At 69.7% G+C, this 23,328-nt stretch carries 27 protein-coding genes; 14 read left to right on the top strand and 13 right to left on the bottom strand.

What is annotated here, in order from left to right:
* Positions 1 to 3: 3 nt before the first annotated feature.
* A complete protein-coding gene (locus tag DC434_RS06265) occupies positions 4 to 471 on the bottom strand; it encodes a DIP1984 family protein (protein WP_116634423.1) in 468 nt (155 codons plus the stop codon).
* 51 nt (positions 472 to 522) lie between these two features.
* Positions 523 to 831 (bottom strand): GNAT family N-acetyltransferase, encoded by a 309-nt coding sequence (locus DC434_RS06260; protein WP_116634422.1) that lies wholly within the window; start codon positions 829 to 831, stop codon positions 523 to 525.
* A 328-nt stretch (positions 832 to 1,159) separates the two neighbouring features.
* Here DC434_RS06260 and DC434_RS06255 point away from each other — a divergent pair, with 328 nt between their 5' ends.
* The 3 genes from DC434_RS06255 (at position 1,160) to DC434_RS06245 (ending at position 3,151) form a co-directional block, all read left to right on the top strand.
* Positions 1,160 to 1,879, top strand: a complete 720-nt coding sequence (locus DC434_RS06255; protein WP_116634421.1) for a winged helix-turn-helix domain-containing protein — start codon at positions 1,160 to 1,162, stop codon at positions 1,877 to 1,879.
* A gap of 76 nt (positions 1,880 to 1,955) precedes the next feature.
* Positions 1,956 to 2,915, top strand: a complete 960-nt coding sequence (locus DC434_RS06250; RefSeq protein ID WP_116634420.1) for a DNA-3-methyladenine glycosylase 2 family protein — start codon at positions 1,956 to 1,958, stop codon at positions 2,913 to 2,915.
* A 38-nt stretch (positions 2,916 to 2,953) separates the two neighbouring features.
* Complete coding sequence (locus tag DC434_RS06245; protein WP_116634419.1) at positions 2,954 to 3,151, top strand: hypothetical protein; 198 nt, start codon at positions 2,954 to 2,956, stop codon at positions 3,149 to 3,151.
* A gap of 16 nt (positions 3,152 to 3,167) precedes the next feature.
* Here DC434_RS06245 and DC434_RS06240 read toward each other — a convergent pair whose 3' ends face one another.
* The 4 genes from DC434_RS06240 to DC434_RS06225 form a co-directional block, all read right to left on the bottom strand.
* Positions 3,168 to 3,923 (bottom strand): ATP-binding cassette domain-containing protein, encoded by a 756-nt coding sequence (locus DC434_RS06240; protein ID WP_116634418.1) that lies wholly within the window; start codon positions 3,921 to 3,923, stop codon positions 3,168 to 3,170.
* The gene (locus DC434_RS06235) at positions 3,920 to 4,963 is read right to left on the bottom strand and encodes an iron chelate uptake ABC transporter family permease subunit (RefSeq protein ID WP_207769917.1); all 1,044 of its coding nucleotides are present in this window, start codon (positions 4,961 to 4,963) and stop codon (positions 3,920 to 3,922) included. The genes DC434_RS06240 and DC434_RS06235 overlap by 4 nt, the downstream gene beginning before the upstream one ends.
* Positions 4,956 to 5,942: an iron chelate uptake ABC transporter family permease subunit gene (locus DC434_RS06230; RefSeq protein WP_116634416.1), complete on the bottom strand. Its 987-nt coding sequence runs from the start codon at positions 5,940 to 5,942 to the stop codon at positions 4,956 to 4,958. The genes DC434_RS06235 and DC434_RS06230 overlap by 8 nt, the downstream gene beginning before the upstream one ends.
* A 90-nt stretch (positions 5,943 to 6,032) precedes the next feature.
* Positions 6,033 to 7,022 carry an ABC transporter substrate-binding protein gene (locus DC434_RS06225; protein WP_116634415.1) on the bottom strand — a complete coding sequence of 330 codons (990 nt, stop codon included), beginning with the start codon at positions 7,020 to 7,022 and terminating at the stop codon, positions 6,033 to 6,035.
* Positions 7,023 to 7,125: 103 nt separating this feature from the next.
* Between DC434_RS06225 and DC434_RS06220 the strand changes: the two genes are divergently transcribed.
* The 3 genes from DC434_RS06220 to DC434_RS06210 all read left to right on the top strand — a co-directional run bounded on the left by DC434_RS06220 (position 7,126) and on the right by DC434_RS06210 (position 9,836).
* Positions 7,126 to 7,893 (top strand): siderophore-interacting protein, encoded by a 768-nt coding sequence (locus DC434_RS06220; RefSeq protein WP_116634414.1) that lies wholly within the window; start codon positions 7,126 to 7,128, stop codon positions 7,891 to 7,893.
* A gap of 33 nt (positions 7,894 to 7,926) precedes the next feature.
* On the top strand, positions 7,927 to 8,331 hold the full coding sequence (locus DC434_RS06215; RefSeq protein WP_116634413.1) for a VOC family protein: 405 nt from the start codon (positions 7,927 to 7,929) through the stop codon (positions 8,329 to 8,331).
* Between the two features lie 275 nt (positions 8,332 to 8,606).
* Positions 8,607 to 9,836 (top strand): RtcB family protein, encoded by a 1,230-nt coding sequence (locus DC434_RS06210; RefSeq protein ID WP_116634412.1) that lies wholly within the window; start codon positions 8,607 to 8,609, stop codon positions 9,834 to 9,836.
* Positions 9,837 to 9,917: 81 nt separating this feature from the next.
* Here DC434_RS06210 and DC434_RS06205 read toward each other — a convergent pair whose 3' ends face one another.
* Genes DC434_RS06205 through sigJ form a run of 3 tightly spaced genes read right to left on the bottom strand, consistent with a single transcriptional unit; the run spans position 9,918 to position 13,676 of the window.
* Positions 9,918 to 11,378, bottom strand: coding sequence for an MFS transporter (locus tag DC434_RS06205; RefSeq protein WP_116634411.1), 1,461 nt, complete (start codon positions 11,376 to 11,378; stop codon positions 9,918 to 9,920).
* Positions 11,379 to 11,428: 50 nt separating this feature from the next.
* Entirely contained in the window at positions 11,429 to 12,778 is a 1,350-nt protein-coding gene (locus DC434_RS06200) for a M20/M25/M40 family metallo-hydrolase (RefSeq protein WP_116634410.1), read from the bottom strand.
* 16 nt (positions 12,779 to 12,794) lie between these two features.
* Complete coding sequence (gene sigJ / locus DC434_RS06195; RefSeq protein ID WP_116634409.1) at positions 12,795 to 13,676, bottom strand: RNA polymerase sigma factor SigJ; 882 nt, start codon at positions 13,674 to 13,676, stop codon at positions 12,795 to 12,797.
* A gap of 107 nt (positions 13,677 to 13,783) precedes the next feature.
* Between sigJ and DC434_RS06190 the strand changes: the two genes are divergently transcribed.
* The 6 genes from DC434_RS06190 (at position 13,784) to DC434_RS06165 (ending at position 17,274) form a co-directional block, all read left to right on the top strand.
* Positions 13,784 to 14,524, top strand: a complete 741-nt coding sequence (locus DC434_RS06190; RefSeq protein ID WP_116634408.1) for an NAD(P)H-binding protein — start codon at positions 13,784 to 13,786, stop codon at positions 14,522 to 14,524.
* A gap of 30 nt (positions 14,525 to 14,554) precedes the next feature.
* Positions 14,555 to 15,565: an FUSC family protein gene (locus tag DC434_RS06185; protein WP_165808014.1), complete on the top strand. Its 1,011-nt coding sequence runs from the start codon at positions 14,555 to 14,557 to the stop codon at positions 15,563 to 15,565.
* 107 nt (positions 15,566 to 15,672) lie between these two features.
* Positions 15,673 to 16,011, top strand: coding sequence for a hypothetical protein (locus tag DC434_RS06180; protein WP_116634406.1), 339 nt, complete (start codon positions 15,673 to 15,675; stop codon positions 16,009 to 16,011).
* A gap of 2 nt (positions 16,012 to 16,013) precedes the next feature.
* Positions 16,014 to 16,412 carry a DUF1801 domain-containing protein gene (locus DC434_RS06175; protein ID WP_116634405.1) on the top strand — a complete coding sequence of 133 codons (399 nt, stop codon included), beginning with the start codon at positions 16,014 to 16,016 and terminating at the stop codon, positions 16,410 to 16,412.
* Between the two features lie 91 nt (positions 16,413 to 16,503).
* Complete coding sequence (locus tag DC434_RS06170; protein WP_116634404.1) at positions 16,504 to 16,770, top strand: thioredoxin family protein; 267 nt, start codon at positions 16,504 to 16,506, stop codon at positions 16,768 to 16,770.
* 93 nt (positions 16,771 to 16,863) lie between these two features.
* Positions 16,864 to 17,274: a VOC family protein gene (locus DC434_RS06165; RefSeq protein WP_116634403.1), complete on the top strand. Its 411-nt coding sequence runs from the start codon at positions 16,864 to 16,866 to the stop codon at positions 17,272 to 17,274.
* A gap of 24 nt (positions 17,275 to 17,298) precedes the next feature.
* On the opposite strand, the gene thrC is transcribed toward DC434_RS06165, so the two are convergent.
* The 3 genes from thrC to DC434_RS20330 all read right to left on the bottom strand — a co-directional run bounded on the left by thrC (position 17,299) and on the right by DC434_RS20330 (position 20,262).
* On the bottom strand, positions 17,299 to 18,702 hold the full coding sequence (gene thrC / locus DC434_RS06160) for a threonine synthase (RefSeq protein WP_116634402.1): 1,404 nt from the start codon (positions 18,700 to 18,702) through the stop codon (positions 17,299 to 17,301).
* 82 nt (positions 18,703 to 18,784) lie between these two features.
* A complete protein-coding gene (locus tag DC434_RS06155; protein ID WP_116634401.1) occupies positions 18,785 to 19,279 on the bottom strand; it encodes a methylated-DNA--[protein]-cysteine S-methyltransferase in 495 nt (164 codons plus the stop codon).
* Between the two features lie 53 nt (positions 19,280 to 19,332).
* Positions 19,333 to 20,262: a LysR family transcriptional regulator gene (locus DC434_RS20330; RefSeq protein WP_116634400.1), complete on the bottom strand. Its 930-nt coding sequence runs from the start codon at positions 20,260 to 20,262 to the stop codon at positions 19,333 to 19,335.
* 92 nt (positions 20,263 to 20,354) lie between these two features.
* Here DC434_RS20330 and DC434_RS06145 point away from each other — a divergent pair, with 92 nt between their 5' ends.
* Positions 20,355 to 21,605 carry a hypothetical protein gene (locus tag DC434_RS06145; RefSeq protein ID WP_207769916.1) on the top strand — a complete coding sequence of 417 codons (1,251 nt, stop codon included), beginning with the start codon at positions 20,355 to 20,357 and terminating at the stop codon, positions 21,603 to 21,605.
* Between the two features lie 19 nt (positions 21,606 to 21,624).
* Entirely contained in the window at positions 21,625 to 22,437 is an 813-nt protein-coding gene (locus tag DC434_RS06140) for an alpha/beta hydrolase (RefSeq protein ID WP_116634399.1), read from the top strand.
* A gap of 37 nt (positions 22,438 to 22,474) precedes the next feature.
* Here the strand turns inward: DC434_RS06140 and erm are convergent, their stop codons facing one another.
* Positions 22,475 to 23,242 (bottom strand): 23S ribosomal RNA methyltransferase Erm, encoded by a 768-nt coding sequence (erm, locus tag DC434_RS06135; RefSeq protein WP_116634398.1) that lies wholly within the window; start codon positions 23,240 to 23,242, stop codon positions 22,475 to 22,477.
* Positions 23,243 to 23,328 lie beyond the last annotated feature (86 nt).

Below are 23,328 nucleotides of genomic sequence, written 5' to 3'. Positions count from 1 at the left end.
GCTCTACTCCTCCAGCTCGTTCGTCCAGTTCGCCTGCTGGATCCGGTTGTCGAGTTCGCGAAGCTCCTGCGCCACCGCGTCGGCTCTGGCGCGCAGCTCGGCGACCGGGAGCGCGGAGATCTTCCGGAGCTCGGATCTCATCTGGCGCTGGAAGTGGTCGTTCGCTCCGGATGCCGCTGCCGCGGCATCCGTCAGCATGGAGTGCTGGAGACGCAGCACGTCGCGCGCGGCGAGGGCATCGGTCATGGTGCCGTCGCGGCCGAGATCGAGGCGCGAATTCGTGGCGTTGATGCGACGGATCAGGTCGCGCAGCTGGGTGAGCGCGGCGTCCGCTTCGACGATCAGGGCCCCCGCGTCCTCCGCAGGCTCCTCGCCCTCCTGGTAGCGCGCGTTCGAGGTGATGCGGGCGCGCAGCTGCTCGATGCGACGCTGCAGATCGGCTCGTGCGGTGAGGGCCTCGGCGAGTTTCATGCCTTCATCCTCGCAGGGCCGCCGCGTAACAGAACGAAATACTCGGGCGCGTCAGCGCGAGCGCAGCAGGTGGGCGTGCTCCGGGTTCGCCGAGAACCAGTCGGCGACGTACCAGCAGACGGCGTCGACCTTGCGATCGCCGCGCGACTCGATGTCGGCCACGGCGCCCTCCACGACCTTCCCCGCATAGCCGTGGCCGCGGAAAGTCGGGATGGTGAACGCCCTGGTCAGCGCGATCGTCCGACCGTCGTCACGGTAGTCGAGCACGCTCACCAGCCGTCCGTCGCGCATGAGGGTGTAACGCGATTCATCCTTCTCGTCGGTCAGGATGAAGCCGCCGACAGTGGTCGAGATCGTCATTCGAGCAACGTTACGCCCGCTTCTGCGCACGGAGCCCGTTTTGACACGAGGCGACACGATCAGACATAATCCCCCCATGACCACCAACGCACGCCCTTTGTCCGCCCAGGAGGCGAACGGGACTGCCGGGATGATGATGCCCGGTCGCGTTGGCATGTGTTGCCGAATGTGTCGCTGAACGAACAGCCACCCCGCCTGACCTGATCCTTCGCCATCTGCGAGGTCAGAGTCACCGAGCATCCACCCTTGCTCGCTTCCCGGCTCCGCCGGTCATTCATGCAACGCATCAGAGCCGCTCACCGGCTCACGTCCTGAGGACTTCATCATCATGTCGAACATCGCACTTCTCGAGCGTCCCGCCTCCTCCGCCCAGGCCCGCACCGCCCGCCCCACCTCGTCCGAGGCCGCAGCGCCGCTGAACGGCGCAGCCGCAGATCTCCCGGCCGTCCGCTCGCCCCGCGGCTTCGCCCTCTACGTCGGGCTCGACGAGATCAAGGCCGCCGAGGCCGGCGTCAGCCTCCCGCTCCTGGTCGACGCACTTCGCCGTACGCTGGCCGAGCTCGCACCGGGCGCCGAGACCCACGCGACGGTCGCCCTCGCCCCGCACGGCTCCGGAGGTCGCGACCTCGACGTCGTCCGCCTCGCCCTGCAGGAGCCGGGCGCGATCGCCCGGACCAAGGCAGCTGCCGAGGAGGACATCGCCGAGGAGGAGACGGGCGTGACCGTCGACATCTCCCGCAAGCGCGTGCTCATCGACGGCGAGTCCGCCGCGTTCACCTACAAGGAGTTCGAGCTGCTGCAGTACCTCGTCCTCCGCGAGGGTCGCACCATCGAGCGCAGCGAGCTCGTCTCCGCCCTCTGGCAGGCGCAGGACGACGAGACCCCCGGAGAGCGCACGATCGACGTGCACGTGCGTCGACTGCGCGCCAAGCTCGGCCGCTACGAGGACATCGTCCGCACTGTTCGCGGCATCGGCTACCGGTTCGACCGCCACGCCGACGTCGTCATCCGGTACGGCCACGGCACCCCGTCACCCGACCGCTTCTGACCCGCGTCGCGCAGATTCGCCGTGGTCGCACCTCAGTCGTGAGGGCGGTGTCAGCGCCGCCGCGTAGGGTGGGCGCATGACCCTGACAGCCGATCCCGCCGCGGCCGGTGCCGCGCGCGCGAGCGCGGCGCAGGAGACGGTCTATCGCCCCTCGTACGACCTCGATCTCGGTCGCACGGTCGGCGTGCTGCGCCGCGGGGGAACCGACCCGACGACCGTCGTCGAGGGCCCCGTGATCTGGCGGGCCGTGCGCACGCCGCTCGGCACGGCGACTCTCGCGCTGCGGTCGATCGGCGGCCAGGTCAGGGCCACCGCGTGGGGAGCCGGAGCCGCCGTGGCACTCGACCGAGTGCCCGAGCTGTGCGGCGCGCGCGATGATCCCACAGGCTTCGACGCGTCGCGGCATCCGCTCATCGCCGAGGTCGCCCGGCGCCATCCCGGCATCCGTCTCACGCGCACCGATGAGATCTTCGACGCGCTCGTCGGCTCGATCCTCGAGCAGAAGGTCACGGCGGTGCAGGCGTTCGGCGCCTGGCGGTTCCTGGTGTCGCGCTTCGGAGAACGCGCGCCGGGTCCCACTCCGCGCCCGATGTTCGCTCCTCCCCCGGCATCCGTCTGGCGGACCGTCCCGTCCTGGTCCTGGCATCGTGCGGGCGTGGAGCCGCCGCAGTCCCAGACGATCGTGCGATCGGCCCGACGCGGCGACAGCATCGAGCGGGCCGTCCGCGCCGCATCGACCGGACCGGACCGCGACCGCGTGCTCAGCAGCCTTCCGGGGGTCGGCGCGTGGACCTCGGCCGAGACCCGTATCCGGGCGCTCGGCGATCCGGATGCCGTGAGCGTCGGCGACTTCCATCTGGCGCACGAGGTGGGCTACGTCCTCGCCGGCGCGCGCACCGACGACGACGGGATGCTGGAGCTCCTCGCTCCGTGGGCGGGCCATCGCCAGCGCGTGATCCGGCTGATCTACGCCAGCGGGGTGAAGGAGCCGCGCCGCGGTCCGCGCCTCGCACCGGAGAACCATCGCGACCGCTGAATCGGCACCCTCCATGGGACAGGATCTAGGCTGAGGCCATGTCCCGCACCGCGCTCCGCGTCTCCGTCACCGTCGGCCTGCTGATCTTGGGCGTCGTCATCGGGCTGATCTTCCAGAACGTCTGGCTCGGCGTGCTGCTCGCCGCGATCGTCTGGCTCGGCTGGTTCCTCGGCTACGAGTCGCGGCGCGGGAACAACGCCGGTGTCAACGACGAGGACCACGGCATCGAGCTCTGAGTCGCGCTCGGGTGCGTCAGTAGTAGACGGCGAGCGGTCCGGAGGGCCCGTCGATCACGTGCACCGGTGTCTCGAAGACGCGGGTGAGCACGTCGTCGGTCATGATCTCCCCCGGAGCGCCGAACTCCACCACCGCGCCGTCCTTCATGGCGCAGATGTGATCGGCGTAGTGCCCGGCGAAGTTCACGTCATGCAGGACGATGACGATGGTCCGCCCGAGCTCCTCGGCGGCGCGCCGCAGATGCTTCATCATCTGCACCGCGTGCTTCATGTCGAGATTGTTCAGCGGCTCGTCGAGCAGCACGAACTCGGTGTCCTGCGCGAGAACCATGGCGACATACGCGCGCTGGCGCTGTCCGCCGGAGAGCTCATCGAGATAGCGCCCCTCCAGGGCAGCGAGATCCAGGAAGTCGATCGCGCGACTGATGATGTCCTCATCCGCCCGGTTCAGCCGCCCCTTCGAGTGCGGAAAGCGCCCGAAGCCGACGAGCTGACGCACCGTGAGTCGCGTGACGAAGTGGTTCTCCTGCCGGAGGATCGACACCACCTTCGCCAGGTCCTTCGACTTGGTCGAGGCGACGTCGAGACCCGCGATCTCGATGGCACCGGCATCCATCCCGTTCAGACGGCCGATCATCGTGAGCAGTGTCGACTTGCCCGCACCGTTCGGACCGATGAGGGCCGTGATCCCGCCGGCCGGGATCTGGAGGTCGACGGGGCCGATGGCGACCTCGCTGCTGTAGTCCCGGCGGACGCCGTCGAGTGCGATCACAGCCTGCCCTTTCTGAGGATGACGATGAGGAACACGGTGCCGCCGACCAGCTCGATCAGGATCGACACCATCCCCTGCGCGTAGAAGATGTTCTTCATCACGAAGTACGCCCCGGCGAGGATCGTGAACGCCGTGAGCACCGCCACGGGGAAGATCAGGCGGTGGTCGTACGTGTCGGCGAACTGGTAGGCGAGAGTGGCGACCAGGAAGCCGAGGAACGTCATCGGCCCGACCAGCGCGGTGGAGGTGGCCATCAGCACCGCGACGAGGAACAACACGATGAAGAGTTCGCGGCGGTGATCGAGACCGAGCGAGCGCGCAGCATCCGACCCCAGCGCCATCAGGTCGAGGCGTCGCGAACGCAGCCACAGCAGGACGGATGCCGCCACCACGAGCGGGATGGCCAACGGCAGGTACGAGGGGTCGGCGTTCGACACGTTGCCGAACAGCCGCGCGGTGAGCACGTCGAACTCGCTCGGAGTGAGGAGGCGCTGCATGAACGTGGACACGGCCCCGAGCCCGCCTCCGATCACGATGCCGATCAGCAGCATGATCTGCAGGTTGCCGTAGCGTCCGGAGAGCAACCAGCCGTAGAGCGCCACCGCCAGCCCCACCATAATGGCGACCTGGATCGCGAACTGACCGACGCCCTGGATCGCGACGACTCCGGCCACCCCGAGGAGGTACACGGTCGAGGTCTGCACGACGCGGTACAGGGACTCGAAGCCCATGATCGACGGTGTGATGATGCGGTTGTTGGTGACGGTCTGGAAGCTGACCGTGGCCACCGCCTGGGCGATCGCGACGAGCACCATCACAGTGACGTCGGTCGCCCGATGCTGCGCGATGCGCCAGAACCCCTCGGAGCCCGGCGGCATCGGATTGCCCCCGGCGAGCAGGCCGAACCCGGATCCGACGGCGAGCACGGCCAGGATGGCGACCACGATCACATAGCGGCGACGCGCGCGCGGTGACGTGAAAGCTCCCGCCGATCGCGACGGAATGCCCGCCGGTGCGGTGACCACCAGGCCCTCAGCCACGTCGACGCTGCCTGAGCAGGAGGAGCACGAAGACGACAGCGCCGACGACACCGAGGATCAGGGACACCGGCACCTCGAACGGCATGATGATCGTGCGGCCGATGATGTCGCAGACGGTGACGATCGCGATGCCGAGCAGACACACCCATGGGAGGTTGCTGCGCAGATCATCGCCTCGGACCATCGAGACGACGTTCGGCACGATGAGGCCGAGGAAGGGAAGGTTGCCGACCACCACCGTGACGACCCCGGTGGTGATGGCGATGAGCACGGTCCCGAGGAGGATGACCCGGTTGTAGTTCACGCCGACGTTCGTGGCGATCTCCTCGCCGAGTCCCGCGATCGTCAGCCGGTCGGCGACGATGAACACGATCACGCCGACGATCGCGACGATCCACAGCATCTCGTACTGCCCGCGCATCACCGACGTGAAGCTGCCGGCGAACCAGACCCCGATGATCTGCAGCGAGTTCGTCGCGAGGGCCAGATAGGTCGAGACGGCGCCGACCACCGCGCCGAGCATGATCCCGACGATCGGGACGATGAGCGAGGACTTCAGGGCGACGCGGCGGAGGAAGGCGAAGAACACGAGCGTGCCGACGAACGCGGCGAACACCGCGCCCGCCATGCGCAGCGGAAGCGAGGGCTGCGGCACGAGGACCATCACGGCGAGAAGGCCGAGTCCCGCCCACTCGGTGGTTCCCGTCGTCGTCGGCTCGACGAAGCGGTTCTGGGTGAGCAGATGCATCACGAGTCCCGCCATGGCCATGGCTGCGCCGGCGAGCACGAGGGCGATCGTGCGGGGGACGCGCGTGATCTGGAACATCTCGGCGCCGTCGCCGGCGCCCGCGATGTCGTAGACGCCGGTGAACAGCGAGATGACGAGCAGGACGGCGACCGCGAGAACGCCGATCAGCAGCTTCACGTCGAAGAGCCGCCCGGCGTTGCGGGGCGGCGCGGCGAGGCCGACAGAGGTCATGAGGAGGTTCCCTGGCTGTTGCCCTTCGTCTCGCTCCGCGGGTCTTGAGGGAGCGGAGCGAGACGAAGGGCGCTCGACGACCGGCGACTGCTACTTGGAGCCCTCGAGGGCGTCGGCGAGGTCGTTGAAGAACGTCGTGTACGTCTGGATGCCCTCGTTCAGGTAGGTGTCCGTGGGCATGTAGACGATCTGCTCGTCCTTCACCGCGGTGACGCCGGCGAGCGCCTCGGAGCTCTCGAGGATCTCGGCCGCCTGCACGTAGTCGGGCGTCTCGGCCGCGAACACGGCGTCGCGGTCGAGGACCAGGATCCAGTCAGGGTTCGACGCGGCGATCGCCTCGACGGAGATCTCATCGCCCTGGTGGTCGTCGGTGGCATCGTCGACCTCGAGCGCGGGGGTGAGACCGAGGATGTCGTACACCGGGCCGAGCGAGCGGCCGACGGTGGGCGCGAGATAGCCGATCTCGCCACCCGAGGTGTTGACGGCCATGACGGTGTCGGCGTCGTCGTAAGCGGCCTTGGCGCGCTCCACGGCGGCGTCGAACTCGTCGACCAGCTTCTGCGCCTCGTCCTGCTTTCCGAAGATCTCGCCGAGGACGGTGATCTGCCGCTTGAGCTCCTCGTCGAAGGGCTCTCCCTCGCGCGGCTCGAGGTCGATGATGGTGGCATCCGGCACGAGGTCGGCGATCGCCGCGTTGTGCTGGGTGAAGCGCTGGCCGCTGATGATCAGGTCGGGCTCGACGGCCACGACGGCCTCGAGGTTCGGCTCGCTGTGCAGGCCGATGTCGACGATCGCGTCGTCCTTCACATAGGAGACGGTGTCCGGCATGAGCGCCACGGCACCGGCGGAGAGCTCCACTCCCCAATCGGACAGGGTCTGGAAGGTGCGGTTGTCGAGCGCGACGACGGATGCCGGCGGGGTCGCGATCTCATGCTCGCCGGTGTTGTCCTCGATCGTGACGGATGCCGGTGCGGCTTGTGTCTCCTCGGGCTCGGCGGCTGCCCCCGAGGCGCAGCCTGCGAGAGCGAGAAGGCCGACGAGGCCGAGGCTCGTGGCGGTGAGAGTTCTGGGCACGGACATGGAGAGACTCCTGTTCTGCGGGATCTGCGCGCACGCGTCGGGGCGCCGGACGGGCGAAGTTAGGGTGACCTTTCCTTCGCCGCGTTTAGGTTAGCCTTACTTTATGAGCGATACGAAATCCGGCTTCTCGATCGAGCGTCGCGGCCTCGATCTGCGCTTCCGAAACGTCACCCTGAGCGCCCGTGAGTGGCTCGCCCCGGACTTCGTGCGGGTGCGGTTGACCGGGTCCGATCTCGCGGGATTCGACTCTCCCGGCTCCGACGACCACATGCGCCTGTTCTTCCCCGCCGGCCCGACGGAGACGGTCGATGAGCTGCGCGCCGCTCCCAGCCGCGAGTACACGCCTCTGGCGTGGGGCGAGGACTGGCTCGACGTCGAGTTCGCCGTGCACGGCGATGCGGGGGTCGCGGCGCCCTGGGCGGCGAAGGCTCCGCTCGGCTCGTCGGTCGGTGTCGGGGGCCCTCGGGGGTCCGCTGTCCTCGTCGGCGCGCCCGGCTCGTGGCTGCTCGTCGGAGATGAGACGGCGATCCCCGCGATCCGTCGGTTCGCCGGGCTCATCCCGGACGGCACCCCGGCGCGCCTCGTGATCGAGACGGTCTCCTCCGGCCGCGAGATCGAGATCGACGCCCCGGTCGACGTGGAATGGCTCCACCGCGGCGAAGCTCCTTCCGGCTCGGCGCTCATCGCGTTCCTCGAGTCACTGACCGCCGAACACGCCGTCGGCGAGGATCCGTTCGTCTTCATCGCCGCCGAGCAGTCGATCGTGAAGCCGGGTCGGGCGCTCCTCGAACGGTGGGGCGTCGATGCGTCGCACGCCGTCGTGAAGGGCTACTGGAAGCGGGGCGAGGCCGAGTACCACGCCCCGCACTAGTGCGACGTCCGCGGTCCCTGGAAGACTGGCGGCATGGCTCTTCTCGATCACCTGGGCATCACCGTCGACGACCTCGAGCGCGGCCGGGCGCAGTTCCATCCGGTCCTCACGGCGCTCGGCTACCGCAGCGGCGGCGAAGACGACCACTCGATCTCGTGGAACAACGGCGACGAGACCGAGATCATCCTCTACGCGTGGGATGAGGACTCCGGTCCGCACCGGCACGGTCGCGTCGGGTGGCAGCATCTCGCCTGGGCGATGGACTCGCGCGACGAGGTCGATCGCCTGCACGCCGTGGCGCTGGACGCGGGGTGGACCGCCGTGCGCGACCCCAAGGAGTACCCCCGCTACTCCGATCGCTACTACGCCTCGTTCGTCGAGGACGCCGACGGCATCCGCATCGAGTTCATGTACAACCCTCCGCGCGAGCAGGCTTGACGCCCGGGCGTGTCCCCCCTAGTCTCGGAAAGCTGTGCCGACCGGCGCAGCACGCCAGCCGAGGAGACGACAGGATGACCGCTCTGCGGAAACTCCCCTTCGCCACGGTCGAGGCGCTTCAGCCGAAGCGCAACGACCGTCACGAGTCGTACCCTCCGGCGCGCGCCGTGTGACAGCATCCACTCTCGCAACGCCCCGCACCGTCAGGTCCGGGGCGTTTTCTGTGGGAGAGGCCCCCTGACCTGTGGCTGCACACCACCACAAGGAAAGGAATCATGGAGAGGCTCTCCGCACGGCTGCTGTCGTGGGCGTCGCTGATCGACGAGAAGACACTCGCGCAGGCGCACACCACGGCACGCATGCCGTTCATCCACCCGCACCTGGCGCTGATGCCGGATGCGCACCTCGGCAAGGGGGCGACGGTCGGCTCGGTCATCCCGACGCTCGGCGCGATCATCCCTGCCGCCGTCGGTGTCGACATCGGCTGCGGCATGATCGCGGTCCGCACCCAGTTCACGAGAGGCGACCTCGAAGGTCGTGAGTTCGCGGAGCTCCGGGAGCAGATCGAACGCGCCATCCCGCTCTCGGCCGGCCGGTACAACAACAAGGTCGTCACGACCGCCGAGCCCCGCATCGCGGAGCTCGAGGCACTGGCCGAGAAGAACGGGTTCGACCCCGCGCAGTACGCCGGGAACTGGCGCCTGCAGCTGGGCACGCTCGGATCGGGCAACCACTTCATCGAGGTGTCTGTCGACGAGCGGGACCGGGTCTGGCTGTTCCTGCACTCGGGATCCCGGGGCATCGGCAACAAGATCGCCATGAAGCACATCTCGGTCGCGCAGCGGCTCTGGGCGGAGCGGGCCCACGCGCCAGAGGCTCCGCGCAGCGCGCAGCGATGGGTGGAGGAAGCGTGGGGATGGTGGATCGACCTCCCCGACCCCGACCTGGCCTACCTCGTCGAGGGAACGCCCGAGTTCACCCGGTACATCCGAGAGCTGCGGTGGGCCCAGCACTTCGCCCTGGTGAACCGGGAGGAGATGATGGACCGCGTCGCGCGGCAGGTGTCCGAGTTCCTCGGGACGGGTGTCGACGAGCAGGAGAGGATCAACTGCCACCACAACTTCACCGAGTCGGAGAAGCACTTCGGCAAGCAGGTGTGGGTGTCGCGGAAGGGTGCGATCCAGGCGGATGCCGGTCGGCCCGGACTCATCCCCGGCTCGATGGGCACGGCCTCCTACGTGGTGGAAGGGCTCGGCGACCCGCAGTCGCTGAACTCGTCGCCGCACGGCGCCGGGCGGGAGTTCTCGCGGTCGGCAGCCCGGAAGACGTTCACGCACGAACAGCTGCGGGAGGCGATGACCGGGATCGAGTTCCGTGACACGGACGCCTTCATCGACGAGATCCCGCAGGCGTACAAGCCGATCGACCAGGTGATGGCGGATGCCGCGAGCCTCGTGTCGATCCGGCACACGCTGCGGCAGCTCGTCAACGTGAAGGGCGACTGACCGGAGGGGGCGGGCGGAGCAATCTCCGTCCGCCCCTTCTCCGAATTCCGCCAGGGAGCTTCGCCTCCGGCGCGGCCGACGTCAGACCGCCGGTGCCGCCTCGGTCTCCACCGACCGATCCGTGAACGCCGCCTTCGGGACGAAGACGAGCAGCACGGCGGCCGCGAGCGCGGTGACACCGCACACGACCCAGACCGTGAAGTAGCCGGCGAGCGACCCCGCCGTTCCTTCCGTGGCACCGGCCGTGCTCGCGACCCCGTTCAGCAGGGCGATGCCGAAGACGCACGATGCGATCGCCCCACCGACCGTCTTCACCGAGTTGGTCAGCCCGGTCGCGACACCGGTCTGCGACGCAGGCGCAGCGGATGCCGCGGCCGCCGGGAGCGCCGCGACCAGAGCGCCGGAACCGAGTCCGACGATCACCATGTTCGTAATCACCTGGGCGTACTCATGGTGGAAGGGCAGGAACAGCAGGAAACCGATGCCCACCAGCATGGACGCGCCCATCAGCGTGAGGCGCGGCGACATCCGTCGCGCGATCGTCGGGAAGAGCAGGGCACCGGTGATCATGGCGATGAGGTAGACGCCGATGATGAGCGACGTCGCGAATCCGGTCGTGCCGAGCCCGTAGCCGTACACCGTCGGATCGGTGCGCGCGAAGGTCGACAGCGGAGCCTGTGCACCCAGCACGCTCACCCCGAAGAGCCCGGCGGTCAGGAACACCGGGCCGAGCGCCGGCGACCGGAACATGCGCACGTCGATCAGCGGGTCATCGCACCGCAGCTCCCAGAGCACGAAGGGGATGACCAGCAGAAGCCCGGCGACGACCACGGCCCAGGACCAGGGGTTCGCGAGGCCACCCTCGAGGCGCAGAAGGCTGAGTCCGCCGGTGAAGCACACGAGCGCCAGCGAGATGAGAACGAGACCGACGGTGTCGAAGATGCCGCCGGTCGGATCGGGCGACTCCTTCACTCCGAACAGGATCACGAAGAAGCAGACCACGATGAGCACCGCCGGAACCAGCAGCACGACGGTCAGCGGGAGCACGTCGATGAGCGCTCCACCCACGAGGGCGCCGATGATCGCGCCGCCTTCGAGAGCGGCCACGAGGAGTCCCGCGGCCTTCGCCGTGATCGACGAGCGCCCCTCCATCCGACGCGACCGCGACCAGATGAGGGCGATCTCCAGCGGGAGCCACACGACGTAGAACCCCATGAGCGCCCAGGCCGCGAGGAAGACGCCGAACGAGTCGGTGAACGGCAGCACGAGCGCCGCGGCAGCCGTGAGGGCCGTCGAGATCAACAGCATCCGCTTGTGGCCGACCATGTCGCCGAGCTTCGCGAACGCGGGGACCACGAGGGCCGACAGCATGAGCTGCGCTCCCTCGAGCCAGTTCACGTCGGCGTCGTGGATGCCCAGGTGACGGGCGATGTCGCTGAGCATCGGCGTGTAGTAGCCCTGCAGCACACCGCTGGTGAACTCCACGAAGGCGAGGAAGCCGACGACGACGGCGAGGGTTCCCAGCGTGCGGGTGCGCGTCATCGCGTCTCCTGCTTCTCTCTAGCCCCGAGCAGATCGAGGGGCGGGTGAGATCACTGTAGCTGCTCGAGGAGAGCGCGATGGAATCGCTCCCCGCGCTCCAGGGCGGCGATCTCGACCCTCTCGTCGACCCCGTGGATCGACGCCCGCTGCGCGTTCGACATGTCCAGCGGCGCGAAGCGGTAGACCGCCGGCGAGAACCGATGCAGATGCCGTGAATCCGTCGCGGCCATCATCACGTACGGCACGGCGGGGACGCCCGGGTGGGAGACCTCGAGGGCCGACGCGAGGAGCGCGAACTGCGCGTTGTCGGTCGGCGACTCCGGGGACGGCTCGCTCGCCTCGACAACCTCGACGGCGACGAGCGGGTCGCGGATGCGGCGTCGCACGCGGAACACCGTCTGACTCGTCGTCTCCCCCAGCGCGATACGGAGGTTCACGGTGGCGGAGGCCTGCGACGGAAGCACGTTCGCCGCCGTGCCGCCGGACTGCATCGTCGGTGCGACGGTGGTGCGCACGAGAGCCGCAGGTTCGCCTCCGAGCGCGGCGAAGAGCCGGGCGGTCAGCAGCGGCGCCGCGCCGAGCAGACGCAGCAGGTGGCGGGCGGGGCCGGGCGTCTGCGCAGCCAGCTGCGTCAGCATCCGCCGGATCGCCGACGACGCGTGCGGCCGGAACGTGGAAGGTCCGAGTCGGTCGACGGCGCGGGCGATGCGCCGAACGGCCGTCAGCGAGGGAGGCGCCGAGGCGTGGCCGCCATCGCCCCGGGCCGACAGCCGCACGGTCATCACGCCCTTCTCCCCGACGCCGATCATCGCCGCCCGCCCCGGCACGAACGGCAGCGGCGCGTCCACCACCGCTCCGCCTTCGTCGACGACGAGCCAGGGGACGATCCCGCGCTCGCGCAGCACACGTGCGATCTCCTCCGCCGCCCGCCCGTACGTCTCCTCATTGCCGCCGAACGAGAGATAGACGTCGCGCGCCGGGACTAATCCATCGGCGAGGAGGTTCTCGACGGCCTCCAGCACCACGATCAGCGGACCCTTGTCGTCCAGCGCGCCGCGACCGTGGACGGAGCCGTCGGCGATCACCCCGGCGAAGGGCGGGTGCGACCAGTCGTCGCTCTCGTCGACGGGGACGACGTCGTAATGCGCCATCAGCACGAGGGGGCCGTCGGATGCCGCGCCGCGCCCCGCCCAGTGGAACAGGAGCCCGAAGTCGGTGTGCCGCTCCAGCCGCAGCGTCTCGTGCGTGAGCGGATACAGCTCGGCGATCAGGGCGACGAAATCCTCGAACGGGCCGGAGCCTCGTTCCTCGAGCTCGGCCGACACCGTGGGCAGCCGGATCATCTGCGAGAGCCGGTCGGCGATGCCCGGGCGCACGGTCGCTGTGGTCACAGTCGCCATCGTAGCGAGCGCCCCGTCACTGCCACTGCGTGAGCTTGTCGGGGTTGCGGACGATGAAGATCTCGGTGATGCGATCGCGGGCGACGGCGACGGACACGACCGAATCGGTGCGGCCGTTCAGCGTGGCCAGCAGCGCGATGCCGTCGGGCGTCTCCGTGGGGGTGAGCTCGATCCCCGGATTGAGATGCGGGATGCCGAGCAGGAACCGCGCGACCCGGTCCGGGCCGACCACGGGACGCCGCGCTGCGGACATCTTGCCGCCGCCGTCGGACCGCAGCACGACGTCGGGATCGAGCAGCGCGATGAGCCGCTCGAGCTCTCCGGTCGCCGACGCCTCGAGGAAAGCGCGCGCCACGGCGTCGTGCTGCTCTCGTGTGGCCATCCCGGCTCGACGATCCCGTACGCGCCGTCGCCCCTGCGAGGCGAGCTGGCGGACCGCGTCCTGGCTGCGGCCGACCGTCTCGGCGATCTCGGCGAACGGCACGCCGAACACGTCGTGCAGCACGAACGAGACCCGTTCCGCCGGCGTGAGCGACTCCAGCACCACCAGCAGCGCCATGCTCACGGACTCATCGAGCGTGACGCGCTCGAGCGGATCGAGTGGGGCGGAGGCCACGAGCGGGGAGCTGCGCGGGAGCGGTTCGGGAAGCCATGGACCGACGTAGCTCTCGCGTCGCACCCGCGCGGATCCGAGGACGTCGAGGCAGACGCGCCCGGCGACGCGCGTGAGCCAGGCCGCCGGGTTGAGGATCTCCGCGCGCTCCTCTCCGGACAGGCGGTACCAGCGCACATACGTCTCCTGCACCGCGTCCTCGGCGTCGGCCACGGTGCCGAGCATGCGGTACGCGAGGGCGAGGAGGTTGCGGCGCTCGGACTCCAGCGCGTCGATATCGTCCATCGCCCTCTATCCTGTCCCGGATCAGAGCATCCGTCGACACGGGCGCCTCACGTTTCCGGTGCCCGCGTCGTCGAAGGAGTATGAGCCCGTATCGAGGAGAGTCCGTCATGAAGATCGCCGTCGCAGGAGGAACCGGAGTCGTCGGCAGGTATACCGTCGAGGCGGTGCGGGCAGCCGGCCACGACGCCGTCGTGCTCAGCCGCTCGCACGGGGTCGATCTCGTGACCGGGAGCGGCCTGGACGCCGCTCTCACGGGTGTGGATGCGGTCATCGATGTCGCGAGCGTCGAGACGCTCAAGGCCGCGGAGGCGATCGAGTTCTTCACCGCAGCGACGGGGAATCTCGTCTCGGCCGCCGCGGACGCCGGCGTCTCGCACGTCGTGCTCCTCTCGATCGTCGGCATCGATCGCATCCCCTACGACTACTACGCAGGGAAGGTCGCGCAGGAGAAGGTGATCGAGGCGTCACGGGTGCCGTGGACGATCCAGCGTGCGACGCAGTTCCACGAGTTCGCGGCGCAGCTGTTCGCGCGGGCGAAGGTCGGCCCCCTCCACATCGCCCCGAGGGCCCGCACCCAGCCCATCGCCGCTCGCGAGGTCGGCGAGCGCCTGGCCGCCCTCGCCGTCGACGAGCCACGGGGGAGGGTGGCGGACATCGCGGGTCCGCGCGAGGAGCAGCTCGCCGACATGATCCGCGCCTATGCGCGCGGACAGGGCTATCGCGGATGGATCCCGGCGCTGAACGTGCCAGGGCCGCAGATGGCCGGCATGCGCGCCGGGGCCGCCCTCCCCGGGCCGGATGCCGTTCTGGGTCGACAGACCTTCGAGGAGTGGCTCGCCGCGCGCTGACGGATGCCGGGCGACGACGACAATGGAGGGGTGAGCCTCTTCACCTTCGCGCCATCGCGCGGTCCCCGGTGGCCGCTCGCGCTGCAGGCCGCGCTGGGCATCGGGGTTCCGATCGCCGTGATGGCCCTTCTCGGTCAGCCGGCCCTCGGATACATCGCCGCGAGCGGTGCGTTCACCGTGCTGTACCTCGGCTCGGCGCCGACCGTCGATCGGGCACGAGCGCTTCCGCTGATCGCGGCCGGTCTCATGCTCAGCGCGGTGCTCGGCGTTCTCGTCGCAGAGAGCCCGTGGCTGGTGAGCGCCGGTGTCATCGTCGTGGCGGTCGCCTCCGCCGGGCTCGCCTTCGGCTTCCGTCTCGGCCCGCCGGGACCGCTGTTCTTCGTGCTGGTCTTCGGGCTCTCCGCGCACGTGGTGGCGGCCTCGGACGTGTCACCTCTCGTGTATGTCACCGCGCTCGCCGCGGGGTGCGCCTTCTCGTACGCCGTCGCCCTGACCCCGCTGCTGTCGGCGAGAGCACGCGCCAAGACCGCACGACGGCTGAACGCGCTGCTTCCCGGGCCCGCGCTCGACGCCGGATCCCGCGTGCTCCTGCTGCGCGTCGCCATCGTCGCGGTCGTCGGCGTGCTCCTCGGGCTCGTGATCGACCCTGCGCGCACCTACTGGATCGTCGGTTCGGCGGTCGCGGTCATCGGTGACGCCGCGGCCCGAGGCGCGGCATTCCAGCGCGGGTTGCATCGTATGCTCGGCACCGTCGTCGGGGCCGGCGTCTACGCGGCTCTCGCGCTGCTGCATCCGTCCGGACTCCGGCTCGCACTCCTCCTGGCCGCGCTGCAGTTCCTGATCGAGCTCGTCGTGGTGCGCCACTACGCCCTGGCGCTGGTGTTCATCACACCGCTCGTCCTGCTCCTCACGGGAGCCGCGACCGGGGAGATCGGCGCGATGGACGTCGCCGGAGAACGCATCGTCGACACACTCGTCGGGGCGGTGCTGGGCGCGGCATCCGGCCTGCTGCATCCGCGGGTGATGCCCGAGAGCCGCTGAGAGCGTCAGTTCTCCTCCCCAGAGCCTGCGGGATGCGGCTTGTCCCCAACCGCTGCCGCAACACGCAACCCCTTGGCAGGATGGCATCGTCCGAACAGAATGGGAGCGTGCCCGCCTTGACCGAACCTCAGACCTGGACCATGATCGGTGCCGTCATCGCTCTCATGTTCGGCATGCTCACGATCGTGTCGACGCTCTTCATCCGCATTCTCCGGGCGGAGATCAGCGGGTTGCGCGGAGAGGTGATCGGCCGGTTCGACGCTGTCGACTGGAAGTTCGAGTCCGTCAACTCCCGCTTCGACTCCGTCAACTCCCGATTCGACTCGGTGAACTCCCAATTCGACTCGGTGAACTCCCGATTCGACGCCATCGACTCCCGCATCGACGGGCTCGACCGAGACGTCCGCGCACTCGTGAAGCACACCTTCGGGCTGGACAGAGGCTGACCATGTCTCTCCCCGACGACGTACTCGGCTACCACCGAAAGCTCGCGCCCGAGGATCGGGAGATCTGCGACCTGCTGGCGGCGGAGATCGACCGAGGGCTCCCCGAAGCGGCCGCGAAGGTCTGGCATGCGCATCCCGTCTGGTTCCTCGACGGCAACCCGATCGTCGGCTACGACCGCCTGAAGGACGCCGTGCGGCTGATGTTCTGGAGCGGGCAGTCGTTCGACGTCGAGGGACTCGCACCGTCTGGTTCGTTCGAGGCCGCAGAGGTGCGTTACCGGGGCGCCGACGACATCGACGTCGAAGCACTGGGCGCCTGGCTGTCGGCGGCTCGCGAGATCCAGTGGGACTACGAGCACATCCGCACCAATCGCGGCCTCGTCAAGCGCACCGAGTTCTGAACGCGGTCGAGGCGCGCCGGCCCCTCAGGGAACAGGCGACGATCGCCGGCGGTTGCATCCGAGGAACAGGCATGGTCCCGAGGAGGTGCGGATGGAGCTGACCCTGGTCTCCTCGTCGTTCTGTGGCGCGTGTTCGCGCACCCGCTCGGTGCTCGCCGATGCCGTCCGGTTCCTTCCGGACGCCACGGTGACGGAGATCGACGTCGCTCTCGAGCCGGATGCCGCGGAAGCGCTCGACATCCGCTTCACGCCCACCGTCATCATCCGGGACGGCGCCGGCGTCGAGGTCTTCCGCGCCGAGGGCGTGCCCACGGTCCCGCAGGTTCTGACCGCGGCGGTCAAGGCGCTGCCGACCTGACACAGGACCCCTTGCGGACGACCCCGACCCGGCGCAGACTGTCGTGCATCGATGCCGATCCGGGCTCCGTCCCGCACATCCTTGGAGTCGTCCATGCCCGATCTCAACCCGTATCTGTCCTTCCGCACCGACGCGCGCGACGCGCTCGAGTTCTATCAGAGCGTCCTCGGCGGGGAGCTCGACATCAGCGTGTTCGGGGACTTCCCCGACATGGTGCAGGACCCGAGTCAGAAGGACCTGGTCATGCACGGCCAGCTGACGACACCCGAGGGGCTGGTGCTCATGGCGTCGGACACTCCCGACGGCATGACGTACGAGAAGCCGCAGGGCATATCGGTGTCGCTGAGCGGCAACACGCAGCAGGTCACGCAGCAGGTGTGGGACAGGCTGTCCGACGGCGCGACGATCACCATGCCACTGGATGTCCCGCCCTGGGGCGGCACGTTCGGCATGCTCGTCGACCGCTTCGGCATCGCCTGGATGCTGCACGGCAACCCGGAGTGACCGAGGCGCTCCGCGCCCGCCGACTCAGTGCAGCGCGTTCTCCGCGATGAAGGCGCGGAGCACGTGCTCGTCGTCCGCCATCTCGGTCACGTGCTGCGGAGCATCGAGCATCTCGCGCAGCTCGGGAGCGTAGGCGAGCTCGACGCCGATGGCCTCGTGGATCGTCTCCGCGAACTTCTCGGGCTTCGCGGTCTCCAGCACGAGCATCGGCACACCGGGCTCGAGGTACTCCCGGGCGATGCGGACGCCGTCGGCCGTGTGCGGATCGATGATCTCGCCCGTGGTCTCGTAGACGGAGCGGATCGTCGCGAGCCGGTCGTCGTGGGTCGATGTGCCGCTCACGATGCCGAACTCCGAGGCGAAACGGGACAGCTCGGCGGAGAAGTCGAAGAAGCCCTGCTCCTCGAGGTCGCGCCAGGCGCCGACGACCCGTGAGGCATCACGTCCGACGAGTTCGAAGATGAACCGCTCGAGGTTCGACGCCTTCGAGATGTCCATCGACGGGCTGGAGGTGGCCAGCGTCTGCTCCGCGCTGCGCGGACGGTAGACACCGGTCCGGAAGAACTCGTCGAGCACGTTGTTCTCGTTCGCGGCCAGGACGAGCCGACGGACAGGGAGCCCCATCTGCTTGGCGTAGAACCCGGAGAGGATGTTCCCGAAGTTGCCGGACGGAACCGTGAACGAGAGCTCGGTCCAGCCCCCGGCATCCGTCGCCCGCAGCCAGGCCCAGAAGTAGTACACGACCTGCGCGGCGATCCGCCCGAGGTTGATGGAGTTCACCGCGCCGAGGTGCTGAGCGCGCTTGAACACGAGGTCGCCCGCGAGGTGCTTGACGAGATTCTGGCAGTCGTCGAAGACGCCCTCGACCGCGATGTTGTGCACGTTCGCGTCGTCGAGCGAGAACATCTGCGCGCGCTGGAACGCGCTCATCCGCCCCTGCGGCGAGAGCATGAACACCGCGACGCGCTCCTTGCCGCGCAGGGCGTGCTCGGCAGCCGAGCCGGTGTCGCCGGAGGTGGCGCCGAGGATGTTGAGCACGGCGTCCTGGCGCTCCAGCGTGTACTCGAGCACCTGGCCGAGGAACTGCATCGCCATGTCCTTGAAGGCCAGCGTCGGCCCCTCGGAGAGTCCGACCAGCGTGAGGTCGCCGTCGATCGCGCGCAGCGGGACGACGCCGGCCGGGAAGTCCGCGTACGCGTCGGCCGTCATCCGGGCGAGGTCGGCACGCGGGATGTCGGTGGCGAACAGTCCCAGCACCTCGGTCGCGAGCTGCGGATACGTGAGCGCGCGCCAGCGCTCGAGCGTCTCGCCGTCGACCGTCGGGATCACCTCGGGAACGGCGAGTCCCCCGTCGGGCGCGAGGCCCTCCAGCAGCGTCTCGCTGAACGACTGCGGCTGCATGCCGCCGCGGGTGGAGATGAACTGCACGTTGGCTCCTCGGGATCGGGACTCGGCGCCTCCATTCTCTCAGGCCGCGGTGGGCCGAGATGACGGGATGACGAGGACCGGATCAGAACAGGGAGGCGGGCAGCGCGCCCTCGAGTTCCAGCAGCCATCGCTTCGTGGCGAGTCCCTCACCCGGGTTGCCGCCCGAGTATCCGCCGAGGCCGTCGCCGGCGACGACCCGATGGCACGGCACGATGATCGGGATCGGGTTCGCTCCCATGATCGAGCCGATCCCCCGCGCGGGCACGTCGGTGCCGCTGCGCGCGGCGAGCTGACCGTACGTCACCGGCGTGCCGTAGCCGACGGTCTCGTGCAGCGCCGTGAGCACGGCGTGCGTGGTCGCCGTCTGCGCGCCGAGATCGATCGGCAGATCGAACGTCGTCAACTCGCCGGCGAAGTAGGCGCGCAGCTGGGCGAGCGCTTCGCTCAGCAGCGGATCCGGTCGGGATCCGCTTCCTTCGGGAGCGGGGGCGCGCCAGCCGAGGCGAGTGATCGCGGTGCCGTCGCTGACGACGCCGATCACGCCCACGGGGGTGTCGAGCGTTCCGAAAGCGACCATGAGCCGAGGCTACTCCGCGCCACGGACCTGACGTCGCGCTCCCGACGTGTGGCTCACCCCGCGGATCGGCTCTCGGGCGAGGGCAGCCACGCGCCCGCCGGAACATCGAGCCACCCCCGGGTCTCCGTGAGCCGACGAGCGGCCTCGCGCAGCTCGTCGAGCCCCGGGTGGTCGAGATCACTGCGCCACGACATCGCCCAGGGGAAGAGCGGGATCGGGTCGACCACCGGGAGGAGGACGGCCCCCTCGACCGGCTGCTGGGAGGCGAGAGCGAGCACGGGAGCGCTGCGCAGCCGCAGATGCTGCGCGAGCTCCTCCCCTCCCGCCACCACGGGGTGGCCGATCGCCGGGTCTATGCCGAACGGTGCCAGAAGCTGCGCGGTCGCGTCGATCCAGCCCTCCGTCACGTGCCCGCCGGCACGCGAGCAGACGCGTGTGCCGCGCAGATCCTCGAAGGCGACGGCGTCCCGATCCGCCAGCGGATGCCGCTCCGGAACGAGCACCGCGAGCGGTTCGAAGCGGACCAGCTGAGACGACACCTCGGGCGACGGACGCCGCACGCGATCGAAGACGACGTCTGCCGACGAGCCTCGGCCCCCGTCCCCGCGCTGACCGAACCGGGCGATGAACTCGCTGCCCGACGCTCGGCTCCGCACGGCCTCCAGCACCAGAGCCGGGGTCAGTTCCGCGTCCACGACGTCGACCACGAGGGGTTCATCGTCACGGAGCTCGCGCAGCGCGAGGTCGTGCAGCGCCAGCATCTCCTTCGCACGCGGCAGCAGCCGTCGCCCGGCATCCGTCAGTTCGACGCTGCGGGTGGAGCGGGTGAGCAGCGGGGTGCCGACCCGATCCTCCAGCCGCCGGATGTCGCGGCTCAAGGCCTGCTGGGCGATGAACAGCCGTTCGGCGGCACGACGGAAGTGCAGCTCCTCCGCCACCGTGACGAAGTGGCGCAGCAGACGCAGCTCGAGCTCATCGGCCATGGTCTCGTTATACCGGATTCACAACAGGAACGCGTCAATCGCGCGCAAAAGGGTGTTGGAGATGGCGGCCGGTGCCGGCGCACCCTGGAGCCATGGACATCCTCCGCTCCCGCCGCCGACTCATCACCCTCTGCCACGGGCTGACCGGTCTGATGACAGCGGTCTGGGGCGCAGGTCTCCCCGCGCTCGACGCGCGCCTCGACCTCGGACCGGCGGCCATCGGCGTCATGCTGCTCGTCGTCGCGAGCTTCGCGCTGCTGGCGATGCGGGCCGCGGGCCGCTTCTCCGGTTCGGCCGGGCGGATGCTGGCCGCGGCACTGCCATGCGCCGGCGGTGCCCTCCTGCTGGCGGGCATCGCGCCGTCCCTTCCCGTGCTGCTCCTGGCGGCCGGGATGTTCGGACTCGGCTGCGGTGCCACGAACATCGCGCTCAGCACCCAGGCGATGGCGGTGGAGACGGCGATGGGGCGGCCGGTGATCGCCCGCATGCACGGCTTCTGGACGCTCGGCGCCGCGGGCGGCGGGCTGCTGCTCGCCGCCGCTCTGCACGCGGGCCTCGACAGTCGCCTCGCGATCTCCGGAGGCGCGGGGCTCCTGGTGACGGCATCCGCTCTGGTGGGGATGCGGCTGCGCGGGCTGCCGACGGCGTCCGGTGCTGCTCCGGCGTCCGCGCTCGTCCCTTCCGTCGACGGCGATACGGGAGATGCCGGCGCTGCACCGCTCCGGCCGGGCCATCTCGTCGCCCTGGGCATGGTGGGGGCGGCCGCCTTCCTCACCGAAGGTGCCGCGACCGACTGGGCGGGTCTGCACACGACCCGCATCCTCGGCGCGGATCCGGCGACCGGTTCCCTGGTCTACGGCGTCTTCTTCGCGGCGATGACCGTGATGCGCTTCGGCGGCGACGCGCTCCGCCGCCGGCTCGGGCCGCTGCGCACGGTCCGCCTCACCAGCGGGCTCGCCGCGATCGGCTATGCCGCCGTGCTCACCGCGGGTCTGGTGCCGGACAGGCCCGTCGCCGTGATCGTCGCCGTCTCCGGCTGGGCGCTCGCGGGGGCCGGGACCGCCCTGATCTGGCCGATCGTGATCGGCACCCTGGCTGAGCGCGGCGAGACCGCCCAGAAGCTCTCCGTCGTCACGATGATCAGCTACGGCGGCGGGCTCCTCGGCCCCGCCCTGATCGGATTTCTCGCCGCCGCGACCTCTCTGCCCGTCGCGATGCTGCTGCCCGCCGGGCTCGCGGTCCTCCTGGCGATCACCGCGCCGCCCGTGATCCGCTGCTGCCGCGGCATCCGCTCGACGTCATCGTCGACGCCCCTGACCACCGCCGTACCCCAGCAGCAGTAACCGAGAGAAGGAGACACCCATGAACACCACCTCGACCCTCGACCGCCCCGACGCACGCCTCCACTACGAGGTGCGCGGGGAGGGTCCGCTCATCGCGCTGATCGGCTCCCCGATGGATGCCGACGCGTTCGCCCCTTTCGCGGACGAGCTGGGCGCCGATCACACGGTGCTCACCGCCGATCCCCGCGGGATCAAGCGCAGCACGGTGGCCGACCCGACACGCGAGTCGAGTCCTGCCGTGCGGGCGGCGGATCTCGCCGCCCTGATCGAGCATGTCGGTCGCGGACCCGCGACGGTCCTCGGATCGAGCGGAGGTGCCGTCACCGTGCTCGCCCTCGCGCAGGACCGACCGGACCTCGTCGAAGTCGTGATCGCCCATGAACCGCCCCTGCTGCGCCTGCTGCCCGATCACGAGGCCCAGCTGCAGACCGCGGAGGACCTCATCGCGCTCGCTCTCGGCGGGGATCGCCTGGGCGCGTGGCGGATGTTCTTCGCGCAGGCGAACATCGTCATGCCGGAGGAGGTGCTCGTGCAGTGGTTCGGCGGGGATGCCGATCCGCAGAGCCTCGCCGACGAGCGCTTCTGGTTCGAGCGCGAGTACCTCGGCAGCGTCGGCTGGCAGCCCGATCTCGACGCGCTGCGGCGCGCAGACGTGAGCTTCGTGCTCGGCATCGGCGAGGAGTCGGTCGGTCAGCTGTGCGAGCGCACCACGACGGCGCTCGGCGCGCACCTCGACGTCGAGCCGACGAGGTTCCCGGGCGATCACACGGGCTTCGTCGACCACCCCGCGGAGTTCGCCGCACGGCTGCGAGCAGTGCTCGAGACCCGGTGATCGGAAAGGGGGTGCGCCTCGGACGCACCCCCTTTCCTCACGCCGACCGCGCGAACCACCGCCAGAGCCCCGACCACTGCTCCGGTCCGAGATCGCGCGGGAGACGCCGGTCCGATGCGCCGGCGGCCGTCAGCGCCTGCCGTGCCTGGGCCCTCGACACGCGAGCCGCCGAGGCCACGACCGCGTCGAGGGTCGCCCCGCGCGCCGTGAACATCGACCGAACGAACCCCTCGTACGCGCGACGCTCGGCGATCGGCACGAGCGGTGAGCCGCGTCGCGTGATCGACAGCAGACCACCGTCGACGCTGGGCTGCGGCGAGAAGCCCCACGCCGGGACACGCCCTTCGAGGGAGAACTCGAACCACGGCGCCGACTGGGCGGTCATCAGGGTGCCTCCCCCGACGCCCGCCCGCTTGCGGGCGACCTCCCACTGCGTCAGCAGAACCGCGTCGCGCCACCGGCCCGTCGACAGCATCCGCCGCAGGATCGGGGTCGTCAGGTGGAAGGGGATGTTGCCGACCACGACATCGGCGTCGAGCGGATGGCGCGTCGCGTCGGCGTGCTCGACCCGCACGCTCGGCAGGCGCCCGCTCAGTCTGCGGACCCGATGCTCGTCGATGTCGATCGCCGTGAGCGGTCGTCCGAGTTCCGCCAGCGAGCGGGTGAGGGCGCCGTCGCCGGCGCCGAGTTCGAGGATCGACCCGGACGTTCGCCGGACGATCATCGTGATGCGTCCGAGGGTGGGGCGATGGGTGAGGAAGTTCTGGCCGAGTTCGTGTCGGCCGCCGTGGATTGAACGAGGCATGAGTGCGCTCCAGAGGAAGATTCGGAGCACCTCGAAGAGAGGGGGGAACGCGGAGAAGCGTCAGCGAAGAGAGCCCGTCCCGAGGT

The organism is Microbacterium sp. TPD7012 (assembly GCF_003075395.1).
Classification (GTDB): domain Bacteria; phylum Actinomycetota; class Actinomycetes; order Actinomycetales; family Microbacteriaceae; genus Microbacterium.
The sequence above is the reverse complement of the archived record's forward strand: the minus strand, read 5'-3'. Positions and strand labels throughout refer to the sequence as shown.

Excerpts from the sequence above, each read along its gene's own strand:
- DC434_RS06265 (WP_116634423.1), bottom strand. The coding sequence starts at position 471 with ATGAAACTCGCCGAGGCCCTCACCGCACGAGCCGATCTGCAGCGTCGC.
- DC434_RS06260 (WP_116634422.1), bottom strand. The coding sequence starts at position 831 with ATGACGATCTCGACCACTGTCGGCGGCTTCATCCTGACCGACGAGAAG.
- DC434_RS06255 (WP_116634421.1), top strand. The coding sequence starts at position 1,160 with ATGTCGAACATCGCACTTCTCGAGCGTCCCGCCTCCTCCGCCCAGGCC.
- DC434_RS06250 (WP_116634420.1), top strand. The coding sequence starts at position 1,956 with ATGACCCTGACAGCCGATCCCGCCGCGGCCGGTGCCGCGCGCGCGAGC.
- DC434_RS06245 (WP_116634419.1), top strand. The coding sequence starts at position 2,954 with ATGTCCCGCACCGCGCTCCGCGTCTCCGTCACCGTCGGCCTGCTGATC.
- DC434_RS06230 (WP_116634416.1), bottom strand. The coding sequence starts at position 5,942 with ATGACCTCTGTCGGCCTCGCCGCGCCGCCCCGCAACGCCGGGCGGCTC.
- DC434_RS06225 (WP_116634415.1), bottom strand. The coding sequence starts at position 7,022 with ATGTCCGTGCCCAGAACTCTCACCGCCACGAGCCTCGGCCTCGTCGGC.
- DC434_RS06220 (WP_116634414.1), top strand. The coding sequence starts at position 7,126 with ATGAGCGATACGAAATCCGGCTTCTCGATCGAGCGTCGCGGCCTCGAT.
- DC434_RS06215 (WP_116634413.1), top strand. The coding sequence starts at position 7,927 with ATGGCTCTTCTCGATCACCTGGGCATCACCGTCGACGACCTCGAGCGC.
- DC434_RS06210 (WP_116634412.1), top strand. The coding sequence starts at position 8,607 with ATGGAGAGGCTCTCCGCACGGCTGCTGTCGTGGGCGTCGCTGATCGAC.
- DC434_RS06205 (WP_116634411.1), bottom strand. The coding sequence starts at position 11,378 with ATGACGCGCACCCGCACGCTGGGAACCCTCGCCGTCGTCGTCGGCTTC.
- DC434_RS06200 (WP_116634410.1), bottom strand. The coding sequence starts at position 12,778 with ATGGCGACTGTGACCACAGCGACCGTGCGCCCGGGCATCGCCGACCGG.
- sigJ (WP_116634409.1), bottom strand. The coding sequence starts at position 13,676 with ATGGACGATATCGACGCGCTGGAGTCCGAGCGCCGCAACCTCCTCGCC.
- DC434_RS06190 (WP_116634408.1), top strand. The coding sequence starts at position 13,784 with ATGAAGATCGCCGTCGCAGGAGGAACCGGAGTCGTCGGCAGGTATACC.
- DC434_RS06175 (WP_116634405.1), top strand. The coding sequence starts at position 16,014 with ATGTCTCTCCCCGACGACGTACTCGGCTACCACCGAAAGCTCGCGCCC.
- DC434_RS06170 (WP_116634404.1), top strand. The coding sequence starts at position 16,504 with ATGGAGCTGACCCTGGTCTCCTCGTCGTTCTGTGGCGCGTGTTCGCGC.
- DC434_RS06165 (WP_116634403.1), top strand. The coding sequence starts at position 16,864 with ATGCCCGATCTCAACCCGTATCTGTCCTTCCGCACCGACGCGCGCGAC.
- DC434_RS06155 (WP_116634401.1), bottom strand. The coding sequence starts at position 19,279 with ATGGTCGCTTTCGGAACGCTCGACACCCCCGTGGGCGTGATCGGCGTC.
- DC434_RS20330 (WP_116634400.1), bottom strand. The coding sequence starts at position 20,262 with ATGGCCGATGAGCTCGAGCTGCGTCTGCTGCGCCACTTCGTCACGGTG.
- DC434_RS06145 (WP_207769916.1), top strand. The coding sequence starts at position 20,355 with ATGGACATCCTCCGCTCCCGCCGCCGACTCATCACCCTCTGCCACGGG.
- DC434_RS06140 (WP_116634399.1), top strand. The coding sequence starts at position 21,625 with ATGAACACCACCTCGACCCTCGACCGCCCCGACGCACGCCTCCACTAC.
- erm (WP_116634398.1), bottom strand. The coding sequence starts at position 23,242 with ATGCCTCGTTCAATCCACGGCGGCCGACACGAACTCGGCCAGAACTTC.